At 68.3% G+C, this 17,755-nt stretch carries 23 protein-coding genes and 1 tRNA gene; 9 read left to right on the top strand and 15 right to left on the bottom strand.

Features of this window, described 5'->3' with window-relative positions:
* The first annotated feature begins 127 nt into the window (after positions 1-127).
* Both JIG36_RS25615 and JIG36_RS25610 read left to right on the top strand, forming a co-directional pair.
* Positions 128-445: an ArsR/SmtB family transcription factor gene (locus tag JIG36_RS25615; protein WP_203378944.1), complete on the top strand. Its 318-nt coding sequence runs from the start codon at positions 128-130 to the stop codon at positions 443-445.
* Between the two features lie 14 nt (positions 446-459).
* On the top strand, positions 460-966 hold the full coding sequence (locus JIG36_RS25610) for an SRPBCC domain-containing protein (protein WP_203378943.1): 507 nt from the start codon (positions 460-462) through the stop codon (positions 964-966).
* Between the two features lie 153 nt (positions 967-1,119).
* Here JIG36_RS25610 and JIG36_RS25605 read toward each other — a convergent pair whose 3' ends face one another.
* The 5 genes from JIG36_RS25605 to JIG36_RS25585 form a co-directional block, all read right to left on the bottom strand.
* Positions 1,120-2,313, bottom strand: a complete 1,194-nt coding sequence (locus JIG36_RS25605) for a ParB/RepB/Spo0J family partition protein (RefSeq protein WP_203378942.1) — start codon at positions 2,311-2,313, stop codon at positions 1,120-1,122.
* 3 nt (positions 2,314-2,316) lie between these two features.
* A complete protein-coding gene (locus tag JIG36_RS25600; RefSeq protein WP_203378941.1) occupies positions 2,317-2,790 on the bottom strand; it encodes a hypothetical protein in 474 nt (157 codons plus the stop codon).
* A 99-nt stretch (positions 2,791-2,889) separates the two neighbouring features.
* Positions 2,890-3,189: a hypothetical protein gene (locus tag JIG36_RS25595; RefSeq protein WP_203378940.1), complete on the bottom strand. Its 300-nt coding sequence runs from the start codon at positions 3,187-3,189 to the stop codon at positions 2,890-2,892.
* A gap of 917 nt (positions 3,190-4,106) precedes the next feature.
* Complete coding sequence (locus tag JIG36_RS25590) at positions 4,107-4,370, bottom strand: transcriptional regulator (RefSeq protein WP_438870755.1); 264 nt, start codon at positions 4,368-4,370, stop codon at positions 4,107-4,109.
* Between the two features lie 71 nt (positions 4,371-4,441).
* Positions 4,442-5,158 carry a hypothetical protein gene (locus JIG36_RS25585; RefSeq protein ID WP_203378938.1) on the bottom strand — a complete coding sequence of 239 codons (717 nt, stop codon included), beginning with the start codon at positions 5,156-5,158 and terminating at the stop codon, positions 4,442-4,444.
* A 114-nt stretch (positions 5,159-5,272) separates the two neighbouring features.
* Between JIG36_RS25585 and JIG36_RS25580 the strand changes: the two genes are divergently transcribed.
* Both JIG36_RS25580 and JIG36_RS25575 read left to right on the top strand, forming a co-directional pair.
* Entirely contained in the window at positions 5,273-5,491 is a 219-nt protein-coding gene (locus JIG36_RS25580; RefSeq protein ID WP_203378937.1) for a hypothetical protein, read from the top strand.
* 82 nt (positions 5,492-5,573) lie between these two features.
* Positions 5,574-5,891, top strand: coding sequence for a hypothetical protein (locus JIG36_RS25575; protein WP_203378936.1), 318 nt, complete (start codon positions 5,574-5,576; stop codon positions 5,889-5,891).
* 4 nt (positions 5,892-5,895) lie between these two features.
* Here the strand turns inward: JIG36_RS25575 and JIG36_RS25570 are convergent, their stop codons facing one another.
* Positions 5,896-6,549 carry an aggregation-promoting factor C-terminal-like domain-containing protein gene (locus tag JIG36_RS25570; protein ID WP_307872911.1) on the bottom strand — a complete coding sequence of 218 codons (654 nt, stop codon included), beginning with the start codon at positions 6,547-6,549 and terminating at the stop codon, positions 5,896-5,898.
* Between the two features lie 136 nt (positions 6,550-6,685).
* On the opposite strand from JIG36_RS25570, the gene JIG36_RS25565 reads away from it, so the two are divergent.
* Entirely contained in the window at positions 6,686-7,165 is a 480-nt protein-coding gene (locus JIG36_RS25565) for a VOC family protein (RefSeq protein ID WP_203378934.1), read from the top strand.
* Here the strand turns inward: JIG36_RS25565 and JIG36_RS25560 are convergent.
* Positions 7,120-7,665, bottom strand: a complete 546-nt coding sequence (locus JIG36_RS25560) for a 2TM domain-containing protein (protein ID WP_203378933.1) — start codon at positions 7,663-7,665, stop codon at positions 7,120-7,122. The genes JIG36_RS25565 and JIG36_RS25560 overlap by 46 nt on opposite strands.
* 66 nt (positions 7,666-7,731) lie before the next feature.
* Between JIG36_RS25560 and JIG36_RS25555 the strand changes: the two genes are divergently transcribed.
* Positions 7,732-8,298, top strand: coding sequence for a TetR/AcrR family transcriptional regulator (locus tag JIG36_RS25555; RefSeq protein ID WP_203378932.1), 567 nt, complete (start codon positions 7,732-7,734; stop codon positions 8,296-8,298).
* Here the strand turns inward: JIG36_RS25555 and JIG36_RS25550 are convergent.
* A complete protein-coding gene (locus JIG36_RS25550) occupies positions 8,288-9,016 on the bottom strand; it encodes a class I SAM-dependent DNA methyltransferase (RefSeq protein ID WP_203378931.1) in 729 nt (242 codons plus the stop codon). The two genes, JIG36_RS25555 and JIG36_RS25550, sit on opposite strands and share 11 nt — an antisense overlap.
* A 43-nt stretch (positions 9,017-9,059) precedes the next feature.
* Positions 9,060-9,857, bottom strand: a complete 798-nt coding sequence (locus JIG36_RS25545) for an S-methyl-5'-thioadenosine phosphorylase (RefSeq protein WP_203378930.1) — start codon at positions 9,855-9,857, stop codon at positions 9,060-9,062.
* Positions 9,858-9,925: 68 nt separating this feature from the next.
* Between JIG36_RS25545 and JIG36_RS25540 the strand changes: the two genes are divergently transcribed.
* Both JIG36_RS25540 and JIG36_RS25535 read left to right on the top strand, forming a co-directional pair.
* Positions 9,926-10,519, top strand: coding sequence for a YqgE/AlgH family protein (locus JIG36_RS25540; RefSeq protein ID WP_203378929.1), 594 nt, complete (start codon positions 9,926-9,928; stop codon positions 10,517-10,519).
* A 147-nt stretch (positions 10,520-10,666) separates the two neighbouring features.
* Positions 10,667-10,742: transfer RNA gene (locus JIG36_RS25535), tRNA-Ala, on the top strand.
* Positions 10,743-10,887: 145 nt separating this feature from the next.
* Here the strand turns inward: JIG36_RS25535 and JIG36_RS25530 are convergent.
* From JIG36_RS25530 to JIG36_RS25520, 3 genes are read right to left on the bottom strand one after another with little or no spacing between them, the layout of a single operon-like run.
* Positions 10,888-11,484, bottom strand: a complete 597-nt coding sequence (locus JIG36_RS25530) for a type II secretion system protein (RefSeq protein WP_203378928.1) — start codon at positions 11,482-11,484, stop codon at positions 10,888-10,890.
* Positions 11,481-13,031, bottom strand: a complete 1,551-nt coding sequence (locus JIG36_RS25525; RefSeq protein WP_203378927.1) for an RICIN domain-containing protein — start codon at positions 13,029-13,031, stop codon at positions 11,481-11,483. Before JIG36_RS25525 ends, JIG36_RS25530 begins: the two co-directional genes overlap by 4 nt.
* Positions 13,028-13,624 (bottom strand): prepilin-type N-terminal cleavage/methylation domain-containing protein, encoded by a 597-nt coding sequence (locus JIG36_RS25520; RefSeq protein ID WP_236048213.1) that lies wholly within the window; start codon positions 13,622-13,624, stop codon positions 13,028-13,030. Before JIG36_RS25520 ends, JIG36_RS25525 begins: the two co-directional genes overlap by 4 nt.
* A gap of 246 nt (positions 13,625-13,870) precedes the next feature.
* On the opposite strand from JIG36_RS25520, the gene JIG36_RS25515 reads away from it, so the two are divergent.
* Positions 13,871-14,587, top strand: coding sequence for a hypothetical protein (locus JIG36_RS25515; protein WP_203378925.1), 717 nt, complete (start codon positions 13,871-13,873; stop codon positions 14,585-14,587).
* On the opposite strand, the gene JIG36_RS25510 is transcribed toward JIG36_RS25515, so the two are convergent.
* The 3 genes from JIG36_RS25510 to JIG36_RS25500 all read right to left on the bottom strand — a co-directional run bounded on the left by JIG36_RS25510 (position 14,584) and on the right by JIG36_RS25500 (position 17,613).
* The gene (locus tag JIG36_RS25510) at positions 14,584-16,572 is read right to left on the bottom strand and encodes a sensor histidine kinase (RefSeq protein ID WP_203378924.1); all 1,989 of its coding nucleotides are present in this window, start codon (positions 16,570-16,572) and stop codon (positions 14,584-14,586) included. The genes JIG36_RS25515 and JIG36_RS25510 overlap by 4 nt on opposite strands.
* 44 nt (positions 16,573-16,616) lie before the next feature.
* Positions 16,617-17,075 (bottom strand): response regulator, encoded by a 459-nt coding sequence (locus JIG36_RS25505; RefSeq protein WP_203378923.1) that lies wholly within the window; start codon positions 17,073-17,075, stop codon positions 16,617-16,619.
* 148 nt (positions 17,076-17,223) lie between these two features.
* Positions 17,224-17,613, bottom strand: a complete 390-nt coding sequence (locus JIG36_RS25500) for a response regulator (protein ID WP_203378922.1) — start codon at positions 17,611-17,613, stop codon at positions 17,224-17,226.
* Positions 17,614-17,755 lie beyond the last annotated feature (142 nt).

The following is a 17,755-nucleotide window of genomic DNA, read 5'->3' as shown; positions in this document are numbered from 1 at the left end:
TGAGGGTCGATCTGTCGAATCGTCTTCTTCCGGCCCTGGCATCTTGAGTCGTTCTCCTTCGAGGCTGGGCTTGGGCTTCTATGTACCCTTGTGGTTACGTACCCGACTGGTTACGCTCGTGGGCGTTATGGATGAGGTCTTGCAGGCGCTGGCTGACCCGAGCCGGCGCACGATGCTTGAGATTCTGCGCAGTCACCCGGCGTCGGCCGGCGAGCTCGCGGCGGCGCTTCCGATCGCTCGTCCGGGGGTGTCCCGGCATTTGCGCGTGCTGCGAGAAGCCGGACTGGTCGACGTTCGCCAGGACGCGCAACGCCGCATCTACGCCCTCCGGCCCGAGGCGCTGACCGAGGTGGATCAGTGGCTGGAGCCGTACCGGGCGCTCTGGCAGAACCGGCTCGACGCCCTGCACACGGAGATCGCCCGAGGAAAGAAGGAGCGAAAGTGAAGATTGCCGGGACGATGCGCTCGCTCGACGGAACCCGTGGCGCGGTGCGCGTCGAGGAAACCTATGACACCGACATCGACGATCTGTGGGAGGCGTGCACCAAACCGGAGCGGCTCGCACGCTGGATCGCTCAGGTGTCCGGCGATCTGCGGCCGGGCGGCTCGTTCCACGCCGTCTTCACCAGCACATGGACCGGGCCGGGCCGCATCGACGTCTGCGAGAAACCGCATCATCTGCTGTTGACCACCGAGCCCGGCACCGACGACGAGGCCCAGATCGAGGCGTGGCTGACCGACGAGAACGGCAGAACGCACCTGGTAGTCGAGGAACGCGGCCTGCCGCAGGACCGCCTCCACTTCTTCGGCGCCGGATGGCAGGCCCACCTGGAGGATCTAGCACGATCACTCGGCGACGAGGCTTCAGCCGACCTCCAGCCGTGGACCGACCAGACGCCAGAGCCAAGGTGGCGCGCGCGGTGGGCCGAGCTGGCGCCGGCATACGAGCAGAGCGAGCTCCACTGACTTCCAACACGATCAGGTTCGGCGGAGTCGCCGTCAGAGACAGGGCCCGTGTCCGCGGAAGCGGGCTAGGGCCTTTGTCATGTCTGCTCAGGAGGCGAACCCCGGCAACCCGCGGTGCGGCCGGTCGCCGTCGGTGTGTGGGGGTTGAACCCCTTATCGGGCTTCGGCTGCTCTTTGACGTTCCCAGTCGGTCAGAGTGTGGCCGGCTGCCTCCAGGCGGCTCAGGTGGGCGATGTCGCGGTGGTCCCAGCGCCGCCGGCGGTCGCGGATGCGCATCTCATCGGAGGCCAGCGCCATGACGAAGGCGACGTGCACGACGTCCTCGGGGTCTACCGCGGCGAGGTAGAGCTGAGGATCGTTGTCCACCGGTCCGACTTCTGCACGCCGTAGCCAGCGATGGGCGAGCCGCACGGCATCGCGATGCCACGAGGACGACGTGCCCTGCACCGCGTAAGCCGCGATGAACCGGGTGACGTCGTCGGAGTCAGGCCCCTGCTTGGCCAGAAGCTGGCACACGGCGAACCGCGCCTCGTTCGACTTCTGGGCCGCATCGAGTTCGGAACCGCTGGCATCCGTATCCGTCGCCTCGTGCGACGAACCTGGGCGGTCGCCGGCGCTGTGCCTCTGCCTCCCGTCGGACGAATCCCGTCGGCGTGGCCGCCGCTGCACTTCCGTCATGGCCTGCGCGACGGACATGTTATGAGTGCGCATTATTTCCCACGCCTGCACTTGGAGCTCGCCGGTGTCCAGCTTGCCCAAAGCTTCGGCGTCGGTGACGCGAAGCTCGAGCTTGGCGATCGCCTCCTGCAACGCGGTCGGCAGCGTCAGTAGTTTCAGGCGCTTCGATACGACGGCGTGGGAAGGGATACCTACCCTCCTCGCGATATCGCGGACGGACAACCCGTTCTCCTCGCGCAGACGCTGATAGTCGAGCGCTTCGCTGATCGGATCGAGTGTCTTGCGGCTCAGGTTCTCGACGAGCCGGACGATTGCGTCCCCGCCGTTGGCGCTCAGGTCGTGCCGGATGTGTACCGGCACCTCTTCGAGGTTGTACATGAGAGCCGCGGCTTTCCGACGATGCCCGGCCAGAATCACGTACGGAGCGTCGCCGATCACGTCGGCGAACACGCGGTTGTCCTTCAGGAAATTCTCGCGTGTGGTGACCAGGACAGGTTGCAGTATGCCGTACTCGGCGACATTGGCCATGTCCTCCAGATCCTCGATGCGCCGAGGTGGGTTACGCGGGTTGTCGGCAAGCTGATCAGGACGCACTTTCGCGAATTCGGTGGTCCTGGTGTTCCGGCTCTCGGGAATGTTGTCAGATGCGCCGGGCGTGGCAGGGGCCATCGCTTAGCCTCGCTTTCCGTCGAAGAGGTCGAGCCGTTCCAGAGCGTTGGAGCTGGATGTCGACAGGTCGTCGCGCTGCTGGTGATAAGCCGCGTGCCGCGACCTGTTCATCACCCACGCGCCGCAGACAGTGCACTCTGCACCGGTGTTGTCGGTCGCGTCTGGAGGATGCTGGAGATCGAGCGGACGGAGCGCGTCCCACAGGTGGGTCCACTTCGGTCGCCAGGTCTCCGTGATGGTTGCATCGGGGACCCGGCATGCCTTGAGGAAGCGGTAGGTGAAGTCCCAGGAGGGCCTTCCTCCGTTCAGAACACGACTGATGGTGGCCTTCGAGAACTCATGGTTCATCCGGTGCACCAGCGTGGCATACGTCGGCTCGCCGTCCGCCCGGCGCGCCTCCTGAAGATCAAGAGCAAATCGTTGCAGGGCAACAGATGCGGCGGACGAACGGTCTGTCGGCGTTGCGGTGGCGCTCATGAATTCTCCAATCACCAAGGACGGCTCGGCGGAGGCGGAACTTGCCCGTACGCCCTCGGTCCCTACTCGGGGGTTCGATGCGTGTCGGGGCGGGTTACCTCATGCTTTGAGAAGCTGATCCGCGATCTCCACGGCGAGCATCGCGGAGCCGGTTGCGGCGGCCAGCGCGGCCCGGACGTCGCAGCCTCCGGCGAGCAGCACGACCAGGACGAGGTTGGCGAAGAGCAGGATCGCAACGAACGCGATGGTTCGTGCGAACAACAGGTCCGCCGAGCCGGGGGTTTCGGTCATGATCGGTGGCCTCCGTGTGTGGGCGAGCTTGCGCTCGGCGCTGTATGCCTTGATCAAATGAACTTTCGACGGATCTTGCGCTCCATCGGGTTGCTGGAATTTTGTCATTGCCGAATGGCGCCGGACAAGCGACGCTACGAATCTATTCGTTTCCTTCTCGGATGAAACAGAACTTAACCGATTAAGTCGCGTTGAGCTGCAAGACTGCAGACCAAGAATGCAATTTAAGCAGTGGCTGAGAAGCGGATAGTGACTGCAAAATCAGGCCCTGATGAAGGAGCTTTATGAAAATGCTCGGCCGAGTGGTTCTCGCAGAACCAGGATCACAGAGGTTGATCTTGACGGCGAGGCTAGTACTTCTTGTTTGGAACTCGAAGGTCTACCTATCTGGCGCTTCGTGACTACTCGAATACTATGCGTCACCTCGTTCGGCGGGATCGGCGGGATTGCACGTGCAGACGCCTTTGCTTCCAGAGCTGAGCGACCGGCGGGGCGAACGTACTTTGTTTCGAGATGGTTACAGCGACGTCCGTTGGCTGCGTGGCCCGCGAGCCGGAACCGCAACGATCGGCGGAGGTGACAGTGCAGCGTCGGCGTTCGCTGAGGCGGCGACCGGTGGGTCTTCAATCGTTGAGCAGATGCCCCTGCGGCTGCGCAACGATGGGGAGACCCCCGCCGCGAGCAATGCCGCGGATCGCGTCGAGCCGGCTCCCGATGCGATCTTGGCGCCGATCCGCCGAGGTGAGGCGTCCGGCAAAGTGTGAATCAGAGATCGTCTTAGTGACTGACTCGCGGTGAATGCCCCACCTGCAACGACGAACGAGACCGGTCGGCGCTTCGCGGGCGCTGATCGGTCTCGTTCGGTGCGAGTCCGGCGGCTTGTGACCTGTGCAACGGGTGGTCGGTGCTGGCGCGACGCAGGCGGTAGGCGCCGGGCGTCATCGCGGCTTCCAGGAAGGGCAATGTCCCGGCGAACCGTGAGAGTGCTGCCCTGGCGATCTACGAGGGGTGCGGCACCGGCGATGTCATGCGTCTGAAGTCCGGCGGTGACGGAGAACCAGCGCCTCGAGCGCGGCGAGTTCGGCGGCCAACGCTGCGCGGCCTACGGCTGTGATGGCTATCCAGGTGCGGGGGCGCCGGCCCTCGTGGCCCTTTGTCACCTCTATCAAGTGGGCCTCCTCGAGGACGGCCAAGTGGCGGGACAAATTGCCGCCGGTCAGGGACAGCGTGTCTCGTAAGTAGGTGAACTCGACCCGTTCGGCCTCGGCGCAGATTGTCAGGATGCCCAAGCGGTGACGCTGGTGGACGGTGTCGTCCAAGGCGTTTGTGGGATGCGGCGACGTCGAGTCGGCGGGTGTGGTCATGTGTGGGTTCGGCGCGTCCGTACTGCGGCGATGATGCCGGTCGTGAGCAGGACTGCGGCCGGTGGGAGCACTGTCAGAACGTACCCCCACCTCGGGAAGGTGTCGCCGAAGGGCGGGGCGTTCACGTAGATCACGGCGGCGGCCAGGGTGACGGCCAGGATGCCCGCCGTCAGGGCCAGCAGGCGGCTGCGTTCGACCCGGGCCAGCACCAGGACGCCGATGGTGATCACCAGGATCGGGATCAGGCCCAGGCTGAGCAGGGCGTACAGCGGGAAGAGGATCCGCCGCGCCGCCTCGGAGACTGATGTGTACGTGTTGACGGCCAGGAACTGAAGGACGGGGCCGAGCGCTAGGCCCCCAAGGACTCCGGCCACCCCGGCTTGCAGGTATTTGCGCGTGGAGGTCTGCACTCCCACTGCCAGGGCGTGGCGGCGGTACCACCAGAGGGTGCCCAGGTAGCCGAGGATCAGCGCGGCCAGCCAGTACCAGCCGATCGCGGCGGAGTTCTGGAGCAGGTCGCCGCCGAGGCCGGCCAGGGCTGGGTTCTGTTGTGCGGCCCGCAGAGCGTCCGGACCTTCGGAGTCGAGGTAGAGCGGGGCCGCCGCCAAGGTCAGCACCCCGAAAAGCAGGAGGGGGACGGCGTACGCCTGCCGGTCGTGACGCACGGTTCGACGCAGCCCCTTGAGGTGGTCGAGCAGGGCTTCCGAACTCATGGCGCCTCCTTGTGTGGGATGCAGATAGGTTTGCATTCCAAACAAGGATGGCGCAACCCTGACGCCGCGGCGGAATGCTTCCGCCAGGTGTCGGCTGCGCGCGAAGGGGCCCGGATGGCCACGTTCGACGTCAAGGACGACGAGGGGGAGGCGACCACCGAAGGGCCCGGAAGCGTGATCCAGCGCCACGTCGACGTCATCGATCTGGCTCAGATCGAGGCCGGCGTCGCGTTCGCGGTCGTGCCGATCCACGTGCTTCGTTCTCGGCGTCCGCCCCGGATTCTGAGCCGACGGTCCGACATCGCGATGTACCAGGCCAAACGGGCCGGCTGAGAAACCGGTCCACCAACTGGTTGATGCCGGTTCAGCAATCTCCGGGATCCCGGCCGGCGACACCGGCCGACATGATTAGCGCATGCCTCGAACGAAGAACATTCTCTCGTACAAGTCCAGCGGATCGATTCTCAGCGTCTACTCGAAAGACTCGATTTTGTCGTTCGGGTCGTTCGGGTCGATTCTTTCGGTCGCCAGTGTGGCGTCGTTTCTTTCTGTTCTGTCGGTGGGATCCGTTGGATCGATTCTGTCGGTCGGCGCTTTCGGATCGCTGCTCGCGGTGGGCACCTTCGCGGCCGTTCTGGGCTCTGGCTCGTGGGTGATCGCGGGCTGGATTCTGCTGGCCACAGTGGCCGGAGCAGCGGCGACAACGATGGCCCGGCGGCTGCGCGCCGCCTGAAAGGCTAGTAGTGACCGTTGTTCTGGAAGTAGTTCCACGCGCCGCACGGGGAGTCGTAACGGCCCTTCACGTAGCCCAGGCCCCATTTGATCTGGGTGGCCGGATTGGTCTTCCAGTCGGCGCCGGCGGAAGCCATCTTCTTGCCGGGGAGGGCCTGCGGAATCCCGTACGCGCCGGAGCTCTTGTTCTCGGCCTTGTAGTTCCAGCCGCTCTCGTGCTTCCACAACTGGTCGAGGCACGGGAACTCGGCGATCGGGAAACCCTTGTCCAGCATCAGCGCGCAGCCGATCTCGCGACTGCCGGAGTATTCGTTGCAGGAGGCGGGGATCGGGCCGTTGTACTTGACCGGTCCGCTCTCCTCCTCCTTCTTGCGATCGGCGGCCGCCTTCTTGTCCTTGGCGACCTTCGTCTCGAGCTTGTGCGCCTGGCCGGCGGCGGCCTTGGCGGCGGCCGCGGCCTTGGCGGCGGCGTTGCCCTCGGCCTGGCGCTGCCACGCGCGGGCGGCGGCGTTCTGGCTCTGATGCTGTTTCAGCAACTGCATGTCGAGGTCGGCCTGCACGGCGCTCGCGATCGGCGCCTCGGAGGCGTCGTCGGACTGCCAGCCCGAGCCGAGATAGATGCCGCCGATCAGGCCCGCGACCAGCACGCCGACGGACACGACACGGACCGAAACCCGGCCCCAGAGCCGATTCACGAGCATCCCTTTCGACGGTTGCTCGGAACACCCTGACGTACCGCGACCCCGAAGGCAACAGCGGTCGGAAAATGACCGCTACGGCGGGGATGATTGGCCCATGAATATTCCGGACGGTAAGGGCTCGGTCACTCCGTATGTCGCGGCCAAGGGGGCCGGACGATTCCTCACTTTCGTCGAGGCGGCGTTCGGCAGCGAGCCGGCGCGAAAGGTCTTCAATCCGGACGGCACCATCGGTCATGCCGAGATCACTGTTGGCAATTCGGTCGTGATGGCGTTCGATGCCGCGCCGGGCTGGCCCGACATGCCCGCATTGCTCAGCGTCTATGTGGATGACGTCGACGCGGTGTTCGAGCGAGCGGTGGCGGCCGGCGCGACCGTCGTCACCGCGGTCTTCACCTCGCGCATCGTCGGTGACCGCGGCGGCCGCCTGCGTGACCCGGTCGGCAACATCTGGTGGGTGCAGACCCACCTGGCCGACGCCGACCTCGCCGCCTTCGAAGACCCGGAGGAGCTGCGGATCATGCGGGAGGCTCAGCGATCCTTCGCCGACGAGATGGGCCGCCGCGCGAACGTGTAACTGAACGCGACGATCCCGTCGATCACCAGCACGACGGCCCAGATCCGCATCGTGTTCCACAGCGCGCCGGTGCGGCCGAGGTCACCGATGAGCGCCACGAAAACCCCGAGGATCAAAGCCGCGATTGCGTACGCCGTGAGGTGGCGCAGCCACATGCGGCGCTCGTACGCGGCGTGTTCCCGGCCGCCCTTGGGTGGCTTGACCGGCGGTGGTCCGCCCGCGAACCGGTGGGCGAACCGCTGATCGGCCCAGCGCACCATCTGATGGCCGAAGGCGACCGACACGCCCAGGTAGACGGCGGCGAGCGCGTGCGCCGTGCCGGCCTCGCCGCCGCGCCGCAGGTCGATCACCGAGAACGCGAGCAGGGCCACGTCGACCAGCGGCACCGACACCAGCAGAACAGTGCTGAGCGTGCGGGCCTTGAGCAGGTAGCGCGCGGCCAGGCCGCCGACGAGCAGCACCCAGAAGCCGATCTCGCACGCGACGATCGCCACGATCATGACTCTCTCCCCGTTTTCGCACGGTCGTGTCATAACCTTTGTAACACGACCGTGCGACAATCGGGTGTGCCAAAAGTTGTCGATCACGAAGCGCGTCGCCGGGAACTGGCCGCCGCGGTCGGGCGGGTCATCGCGCGCGACGGGGTGGCCGAGGTGTCGATCCGGTCCGTCGCCGCCGAGTCGGGCTGGTCCTCGGGCGCGCTGCGGCACTACTTCGCGACCCGCGGCGAGCTGCTGGCCTTCGCCTGCGAGCAGGTCATCGACCAGGTCACCGAGCGCATCACCGGCATGGACACTCCTGACGGCGTACGGGAAGCGGTCTTGGCGGTCTTGTTGGAGACCATGCCCGTGGACGAGCGCCGACACGCCGAGGCGACGATTGCCTTCTCGTTCCTCGCGCTCGGCCTCGGCGATCCGGCGCTGGCCGCGGTGCAGAAAAGACACTTCGCCCAGATGTACGACCTCTGTCGGCAGCTCGCCCCGCACCTGACACCGGACGGCGACGTCGAGGCGACCGCGCGCTGCCTGCACGCCGTGGTCGACGGGCTGACCGTGCACGTGCTCGCCGGCCACCTCGACGCCGACGAGATGGTGCGGCGCCTCGGAAACTATCTGGACGAGGTCATGGCTTGACCCAGGTGGCGATGATCTTGCTGCTCTCGTTGGTGAACGGCGTCCGCTCCCACGAATCCCAGCGATGCTCGGGGCGCAGGCCCGCGATCCGCGCCATCAGGTCCATCTCGGCCGGCCACAGATAGCGGAACGGCACCGACCAGAACTCGCCCCGCCCCTCGGAGCGGAAGGTGGCGTAGTTCGACGCCATCGCCTGCGTGGCCACCTCGTAGCTGTCGAAGCCCCACCGCGTCGGCGTCACCGTGAACGGCACCACGGTCTGACCGGCCGGCAGCTTCCGCAGCTCGGGGATCATGACCTCGACCAGGAACCGGCCGCCCGGACGCAGATGGGCGGCGGCGTTGACGAAGCAGTCCACCTGCGCGTCCTGCGTGGTCACGTTCATGATCGTGTTGAAGACGAGGTAGACCAGGTCGAACTTGCCGTCGACCCGTGTGGCCGAGAAGTCGCCGATGGTGACCCCGATGGCGGGATTCTTGTCCCTCAGACGGGCGACCATGGCGCGGGACATGTCGATGCCGTGCACCTCGACGCCACGCTCGGCCAGCGGAACCGCGATGCGGCCGGTGCCGATGGCGAACTCGAGCGCGGAGCCGCCGCTGAGGTCGGCCAGCACCTCGGCCGTACGGGAAATGACCGCGGGGTCGAACTCGCCGCCGGTCGCGTCGTCGTAGGTCTGAGCGACGTCTTCTCCGAAGTAGCCGTCCGGATCGTCCATGCCCGGACGGTAGCGGGACCGGGCGGCGTGGATCGAGCGCTTTTTACGGCAGCTCGATGGGCAGCTTCAGGCCGTCGAGAGCGGTGGCGCACGGGCAGGTGCGCTCGGCCGGCAGCCGGGTCACCGCGTCGAGCAGCACACCCCGGAGCCGCTCGGTGTTGTCGGCGAACACCCGGAAGACCTCCTCCATGGTGACGCCGTGATCGCCCTCGACGCCCGCGTCCAGGTCGGTGACCAGGGCGATCGACGTGTAGCAGAGGCCGAGCTCGCGGGCCAGCACCGCCTCGGGGTGGCCGGTCATGTTGACGATCGTGCCGCCGATCGAGGTGAACCACCGGGACTCGGCGCGGGTCGAGAAGCGCGGCCCCTCGACCACGACCATCGTGCCGCCGTCGACCGGATCGACCGGCCCGGCCGCGGCCAGCACCGCGCGGCGGCCGTCGGGGCAGTAGGGATCGGCGAAGTTCACGTGGATGGCGCCGGTGTCGTAGTAGGTCTGCGCGCGGCCGCTCGTACGGTCGATCAGCTGGTCGGGGACCACGAACGTGCCCGGACCGAGCTCGGGCCGCAGCCCACCGACCGCACACGGCGCCACCACCTGGCGTACGCCCAGAGCGCGCAGCGCCCAGAGATTGGCCTGGTAGGGGATCTTGTGAGGCGGGTAGCGGTGGTCGCGTCCGTGGCGTGGCAGGAAGGCCACGCGGCGGTCACCCACCTGGGCGACAGTGATCGGATCGGAGGGCGCACCGTAGGGCGTGGACACCTCGTGCTCGACTGCGCCGTCGAGGAGGGCGTAGAGCCCCGATCCGCCGATGACGCCGATCTCGGCCGCTGGGTTCATGGGCAGACCTTATCGGGGGCCGGAATCTCGGGCTAATGTGCGATGCATGGCGTTGCTGGGGACGGCGTATGTATAGCGAGGGCCAGCGGATCGGAGGCCGGTCGATGGAGTCGATGACCGGCCGGCTCCTGGTGGCGACACCAACCCTCAAAGATCCAAATTTCGACCGTACGGTCGTGTTGCTCGTCGCTCACGAGACGGGCGGGGCACTCGGCGTGGTGCTGAACCGTGCCACCGAGGTGCCGGTCGCCGACGTGCTGGGCGGCTGGGGCGAGCTGGCCGGCGATCCCGCCGTGCTCTTCGAGGGCGGCCCCGTGCAGCCCGAGTCCGCGATCTGCCTGGCGCGCACCCGCCCCGAGGTCAAGAAGCGGGTCTCCGGCTTCCACCAGGTCTCCGGCGCGGTCGGCACGGTCGACCTGTCCGCCGACCCCGAGCGCCTGCGCGAGAGCGTGTCCGGCATCCGCGTGTTCGCGGGCTATTCCGGCTGGTCCGCGGGCCAGCTGGAAGACGAGATCGCCTCCGGCTCCTGGTTCCTGCTCGACGCCCTCCCCGGCGACCCGTTCATGACCCGCCCCGACGACTTGTGGGCCATGGTGCTGCGCCGCCAGGGCGACATCCTGGCCGCGGTGGCCCACTTCCCACCCGACCCCGCCCTGAACTGACGGCCGCGGCGCCGTCCGGGCGTCGGCGAGGTAGGGGCAGGTGGCCCGTGGCCGCATCGGGGCAGCGGTGAACTGAGGGGGTCCCTTCGGCGGCCGCCAAGAGGTGTGTAGTATTTCCTCCGTGCCCGGGTGAACCGGGGACGGCAAGGGGCTGTGGCGCAGCTGGTAGCGCACCACACTGGCAGTGTGGGGGTCAGGGGTTCGAGTCCCCTCAGCTCCACCAGAGGCAGGGGTCTGTGTCCGCGGAATGCGCGGACCCAGGCCCCTCGTCATGTCTGCTCCGGGGGCCGAGCCCCCGGAAACCCCACGGTGCGGTCGGTCACGGTCAGTGGGTGGGGGCGTGAGGGCCGCGCCCGGGGCTTAGGTGCTCACCAGATGGGGTCGTCCAGGGATGACTCGGCCAGCATTGTGGTCACGTAAGAGCACTGGCGGTTGGCGCAGTCGGGGGCCGTCCACGTGATGGCTACGACGATGCGGAACATCTCGATGCGGGTGGGCCGTAGCAGCGTCGAGACCACCGTGCAGTCGCCGCCGGTCTTGGCCTGCCAGCAGCGGCCTACGTACCACCAGCGCTGGTAGGCCGGGGTGTCGTCGGTCAGCTGGATGGTCTCGGGGGCCGTGGGCAGGCCCTGCAGGGTGGACGCGGGCGAGGTGGTGTCGAACGCCTGCGTCAGGTCCGTCCGGGTGGAGTCCAGGTAGACGCTTGTGCCGGGGGCCTGCCACTGGGACTGGACCGCGGCCTGGGTGCGGCCCAGCAGCACGTTCTCGCCGGGCAACTGGCTGACGAAGTCGAGCGAGTTGGCCGCGATCTGGGCGGCGACCTGCGTGTCGGCCTGGCGGTGCTGGACGGTCGAGGTGCGGATGAAGAACAGGGACAGGGCGGCCATGACCGTGCCCACGATGGCCAGGGCGACCATCGTCTCCAGGAGCGTGAAGCCGTCGTCCTTGTAAACGCGGCGGGTCATTTCTCGACCACCCCGGTCAGGCCGGAGGTGCTGACCGGCGGGACGGCGTTCCACTTCTGCAGGTAGTCGCCGGTGCACGCGGTCAGGCCGATCCAGTCGGCCTGCACCGGGTTGCCCGCCGCGGGCAGGGGAGCCAGGCACTGGCCGGCCCACGCGCCGGTTCCCTCGATGCGGTACTTCTCGTCGTAGGTGGGCGCCTTGTCGCCCCGGATCAGCCAGACGAAGTCGGCCGAGGCCGTGGCGGCGACCGTGGGGCAGGTGGCGACCGTGACCCGCGTCTGACCGCCGACCGGCGCCTGCAGGCACATCTTCGTCACATTGTCGGTCTTGGTCACCGAGACCAGGCCCTTCTCGCCGGTTCCGGGCAGGTTCCACACCTGGTTCCAGACCTGGCTCATGTCGCGGAACGCGATGTTGGGCGACTGCTTGCACGGGAACGCCCAGTTCCGGCCGGGGTTCTGGCCGTAGTTGTAGTCCATGCACTTGCCGAACTGGCGGAAGTTGACCAGCTGGCCCGAATCGGGGCCGGCCGCGCCCGAGCCGGCGTCGGCGGTGATGTTCCACGACTGGTAGTCGGTCGTGGTCAGGCCGCATTTGCGACTGGAATCGTTGTTCAGGTTGCCGCTGGTGTTGTTGAGGACGATCTGCTGGGTCGACGCGACGATGTTCCAGCAGAAGGCGTTGAGGTTGCGCCCGTCCGTGGTGCCGCGCAGGTTGCTGGCCGAGTCGAAGCTCCACTGCTGGTAGGCCAGCGTGGTGAGCCCGCACTCGCGCAGCTCGACGCGTTGCCCGACCGCCTCGATGGCGCCGGCCTGGGCGCACAGGCCGTTGGGGTAGAGCGACGTGTTCGACGTCATCAGCTTGATCGTGATGTCCGACATGTAGCCGAACTTCTGCTTGTCGACCGTGGTGCCGTCGGCGTTGGTCGCGCACACCGACATGGTCAGCGGCATGCCGACGGCGGGGGTGTTGGCGGTGAGGCAGTAGTCCTGGGTGGCCGACGGGACGCGGTAGACCCGGATCTGCCCGCCGGGCATGTTGCCGGCCGCGCGCAGCCGGAACTGGTAGGTGCCGACCAGGGTGCGCTTGTACTTGCCGTCCGACGAGGTGCCCTCGGAGTACACGCGGGCGTAGCGCGGGATCTCCAGCATCGCGGTGGCGCAGGTGACGCCGTTGGCCCGCACCCAGGTCTCGTCCTGCTGGCCCGGGTCGGTCTTGAGATACCAGACGGTCGTGGCGTAGGTGCCCGCTTTGGCGGTGGCGGTGCCGGTCAGCTGGGCCGCACCGGTCGAGCAGGGAAGGGCCGTGAGCAGGCCCGCGTTGCCGACCCCGACGGCTGCCCGCAACGAGGCGAGACCGCTGGCCAGCCCGGTGCGGGCGGACTGCAATGCGGTCGTACGGCTGACCGCCGCGCGGGTGTCGACCTCGCCGCGAGTGATGGAGAGGGCGGTCAGGATCGTCAGGGCCAGCCCGACGACCACCACGAGCATGGCCAGCGGCATCGAGCCGTCGTCGGAACGGCCGCGGTCACGAGCAAAAAGAGTCACGGCCGCCCCATATCCGAGCAGACCCCCGTGCTGACGGTCGTCAGCGTCGAGTTGAGGGCGGTGAACGAGAAGGTGGAGCGGCGCGGGGCCTGCGACGACGTGCTCGGGGCGCCGACCGTGACGTCGACGATGAGGCGCTGGTGGGGGTAGCCGCTCGTGCTGGCCGGCTGCAACGTGAACGGCTGGGTCGCGCCGAGCGAGGAGGCGACCGTCACCCAGGCGCTGAGCGACCCGCCGTCGGGCCGCCGACGCTGCTGCATCACACCCGAGGTGGTGTTCAGCCGCAACTGGTTGCAGAACTGCGTGGTGCCGGTGATCGAGGTCCACTCCACGTACCATCCGCCGCTGGTCGTGGCGGCCGTGCTGGGCTGACTGATCGCGTACGCGTACCGCACCGACCGGTCGAGCTGCTGGAACGTGGTCTGCAACTGGACCATCTCGTTCGAGAGCACCTCGTTGCGGTTGGTGAAGCGGTACATCTGCACCACGGCGGTGGTCACCATCGCCATCACGACCGAGGTGACCCCCATCGCGACCATGACCTCGACCAGCGTCACACCGGCATCGCGGGCGGGCGGATCCTTCGCCTCCAAGACTGCCTCCAGCACCTACGACGCCAACGACCCGAACGCCGGCACCGACCGCCGATATCGGGCCCTATCAGAGAAATCGACGGATCACGGCCGTTCTTTAGGTTTCGTCCCCTCCTGAACCTGAGGGGGTGGCGGTCGATGATCGGCAGTCATGAATGGACCGAACGGGCCAATGCGCGGCGTCGGTGGTTGTCGTTGGGTGTCCATGCGGCCGAATCCCGGCGGTTGACGGCGTTGGGGGCATCGATGAGTCAGGAGAGTCCGGCCAAGCGGGCACCCCGGTGGCCGTACGTCGTGCTGGTCGCGGCTCTTCTGGTGCTCGGTGGCGGGGTCTGGACGGCGTACGACCGCGGGATGATCGTCTCGGACTCCGGTGTGGAGGCCTGCGAGGCGATGCGCGGCGGATCAACGACCTTCCGCACCGATCCGGCCGAGGGTGAACCGCTGACCGAGGACCAGTACCGCCGGGCCCGGCAGGTGTTCGCCGGCTCGCGCCACGACGACATCCGCGAGCACGGCACCCGGATGATGGACATCGTCTGGCGTATGTCGCAGATGGAGGACCAGGACGCGACCGAGGCCCTGCTCTATGCGCAGCCGCTGGTCAGCCAGGTCGTCGGGCTCGAGTCGGCCTGCGCCGACCAGGGCGTTTTCCTGCCGGTCAGGAAGGCCGAGGCCGAGCAGCCCGAGCCGGTGAAGAAGGCCGAGCTGGTGGCCTGCGCCGGCGTCTTCCGGAACGGACAGCTGATCGCCAAGGGGTTCGACGGCACCTGCGCCGGCGCCGGCGGCGGGGTGCAGCTCGTGCCGGCCCTCGACTGCAAGGACGGCCGCAAGCTCTACCAGGTGGCGTCCACGACCGGCGCCCGCGGCGGCTGGGGTTATGCGGGTGCCCGCTACCGGGCGGTCGGTGACGCGACGAGTGATCCCGCGTACGCCACCGCCGTACGGAAATGTCTGAATTAGACAGACACGGGCAGCGTGAAGGTCATCTGTGAGCCTCCCGAATCACCGGACGACGCCGTGATCGTCCCGCCGTGCCGCTCGACGATCCGCTTGCAGATGGCCAGGCCCAGGCCGGTCCCGGCATAACCCTCCCGCACGTGCGCCCGGTGGAAGTTCTGGAAGATCGCCTCGTGCTGGCCCTGCGGGATGCCGATGCCGTTGTCCGACACCGAGATCCGGACGAACCCGTCCCCGGCCACCTTGGCCCGGATCACGATCTGCGGCACCACCCCCGGCGCCGTGTATTTGATCGCGTTGCCGATCAGGTTCTCCAGCAGCTGACGGGTCAGGGTCGGGTCGGCCCGTACCAGCGTCAGGTCCTCGAGGTCGAAGCGCGGCATCGGGGCGCCCGTGCTCGCCGCGTGGTCGAGCCGGCCGGTGGCGATGTCCCGCACGATCGCGTCCAGGTCGACCGGCGCCGGGTCGAGGCCGGCGTCGCGGGCGGTGGTGTACGCGAGCAGGCCGTCGATCAGGCTGCGCATGCGTTCGGCGGCACGCCGGATCCGGACCACGCTGTCGACGGCGAAGTCGTTCTCCTCGTCGACCTCGCCCGCCAGCACCTCCGACCAGCCCTCGATGGTGGCGAGCGGGTTCATCAGGTCGTGCGCCACCACCCCGGCGAACGAGGTCAGCTCGTCGCGGTGCCGGCGGTCGGCGGTCACGTCATGGAACACGAGCAGCGCCTCGTGGCTGTTCGGCAGGACGCTCCCGTTGACGTGGATGATCCGTCCGCCCGGGTTGGCCACGTTGCGCACCAGCAGGTCGGTGGGCTCGAACGACCCGGCCAGGATCCGCTGGTGCGGGCTGTCGCCGTCGGCCAGCGGCGAGCCGTCGGCGTGGGACAGGCCGTAGAAGCCGGCCTCGGCCACCTGATCGGTGCCGCGGGAGACACCGATCAGACGCCGCGCCGCCGCGTTGACCAGGCGGTGGCGGCCCTGGTCGTCGATGACGACGAGGCCCTCCTGCATCGAGTCGATGATCGTGGCCATGGTGGTGGCCTGTTCGACCGCCGCCTCCTCCGAGGCGCGCAGCCGGCTGACCAGCGCGTCGCGTTCGTCACGGCCCAGGGCGAGCACGAGCCCGACCACCGCGAGGGTGGCCACGAAGATCTGCGCCACCAGGGCGCGCAGCGGGTGCGACGCGATGGCCGCGAACGGGCCGGTGCCGTTGAGCGTGAAGAGGATGGTGACCGTGCCGAAGGCGAGCGAGTGCAGGACCACGTACGTGGTGCGCAGCCGCACGCCGGCCCAGACGGTCAGGGTGATCAGCGTGAACGCCACCGGCAGGCCGTGCGTGATCCCGAAGACCAGCAGGTAGGCCAGCGCGGAGGCGGCGGTCACCCCGATGTGCTCGATGCGCCAGCGGGCACCCAGCGCCTTCCAGTCGGCCCAGAACCGGCCAGGGTGCAGCAGCAGGCGGAGGGCCAGACCGACGACCACGACGCCGACCGTGTTGCGGGCCATCCAGACGGCCGTGGACTCGGGCGAGTGCACGCCATGGACCAGCCACAGCCCGGCCGCGCCGACCACCGCGCCGACGACGCTGCTGAGCAGCGCGGCCAGCAGGAAGCGCCAGAGCTGCGGGAGCCGGCCGATGCGCAGGCCACCCGGCTGCCAGAGCGTGGGCAGCCAGCGGTGCAGGAGCCAGACCAGCGCGTACGCCTGAGCGAGGTTCGCGGCCGAGAAGAAGCCCGCCATGGTGGCGCCGGCGCCGGTCGCCATGTTGACGGCGAAGGTGATCGCGACCAGGGCCGCCGGGTCGGCCCAGCCCCAGCCGCGGCCCCAGCCCCGCCGGGACCGGGGCCGCCCGGCGAACCAGACGGCCAGCACACCCGCGGCGGGCCAGACCAGGCTCAGGTTGGTCTGGTCGAGCACGGTCAGCCGGCCCGCGTACGTGGCGATCACGTACAGCGCGGCGAAACCGAGCGTGCGCAGCAGGGGAGACACGCAGTGACGTTCGGCAGAAGCCGCCCCTGGTTTAGGCCCCGGGGTCACCGCCCGGCGGAGAGCAGCAGCCAGCTGACCCGGCGCATCATCTCGTGCGTGCTGAACGGCTTGGGCAGGTAGTCGTCGGCGCCGGCCTCGTAGCCCAGCTCGAGGTCGTCCGGGCGGCCGTTGCCGCTGATCATGAGCACCGGGATCTCGGCCGTGGCCGGGCTCGCGTGCAGGCGGTTGCAGACGGTCAGGCCGTCGATCCGTGGCATGGTGACGTCCAGGATGATCACGCGAGGGCGGCGCTCGATGGCCAGGCTGAGCGCCGACTGACCGTTGTCCGCGGTCATCGTGCGATAGCCGGCGACCTGCAGGCGGAACTCGATGACGTCGCGCACGTCGTCATCGTCGTCGGCGATGAGGACGCTGGGCGGCACCGGCGCCGTGATCGGCCCGGAGGTGAGCGCGCGGGTGAAAGCGTCGGTGTCCATCGGCGGGGCGGCGAGAAGCGCGGTCATGTCGGTCTACCTCCTGGTTCGGAAACGGCTGAGCGGTGCTGGTGGTTCAGTGGGCGGCGATGACGCGTACGGCGAGAGGTTCAGTGGGCGGCGAGGCCGCGCACGGCGAGAGGTTCAGTGGGCGGCGGGGCCCCGTACGGCGGGTGGTTCAGTGGGCGGCCAGGCCGCGTTCGGTGATGACCTCGCGCAGTTCGCCCACCAGCCGCCGCGGTGACAGCGGTTTCGGCAGGTAGCGGTCGGCGCCCGAGTGCAGGCCGGCGTCGATGTCGAACGTGTGGGTGTGCGACGAGATCATCAGGATCGCGGTGTCCCGGATGGCCGGGTCACGGCGGGCGAGCTGGCACAGCTCCATGCCGTTGAGGGCCGGCATCCGCACGTCGGTGATCAGCCCGACCGGGCGGGCGACGGTGAGGATGCGGGCCGCGGTGTGCCCGTCCTTGGCCGCCACGGCCCGGAAGCCGGCGGACTCCAGGGTCACGGTCAGCAGGTCGCGGATGTCGGGGTCGTCCTCGGCGACGAGGACCAGATGGGGGGTCACGATCCGCCCATCGGCCCGGCCGGTGACAACGCGAGGAAGATCACGGTTGCGGAGAGGTTGCGAATGCGCCGGGCGCGAAAAAGCGGGAGGTTGGGAATGCGTCGAGCGCGAAAAGGGGAGAGGTTGCGAATTCGCCGGCCGC

The sequence above is a fragment of the Paractinoplanes ovalisporus genome (assembly GCF_016834655.1).
Taxonomy (GTDB): domain Bacteria; phylum Actinomycetota; class Actinomycetes; order Mycobacteriales; family Micromonosporaceae; genus Actinoplanes; species Actinoplanes ovalisporus.
Note: the sequence above shows the minus strand (reverse complement) of the source record. Positions and strands in the feature narration are given on the sequence as shown.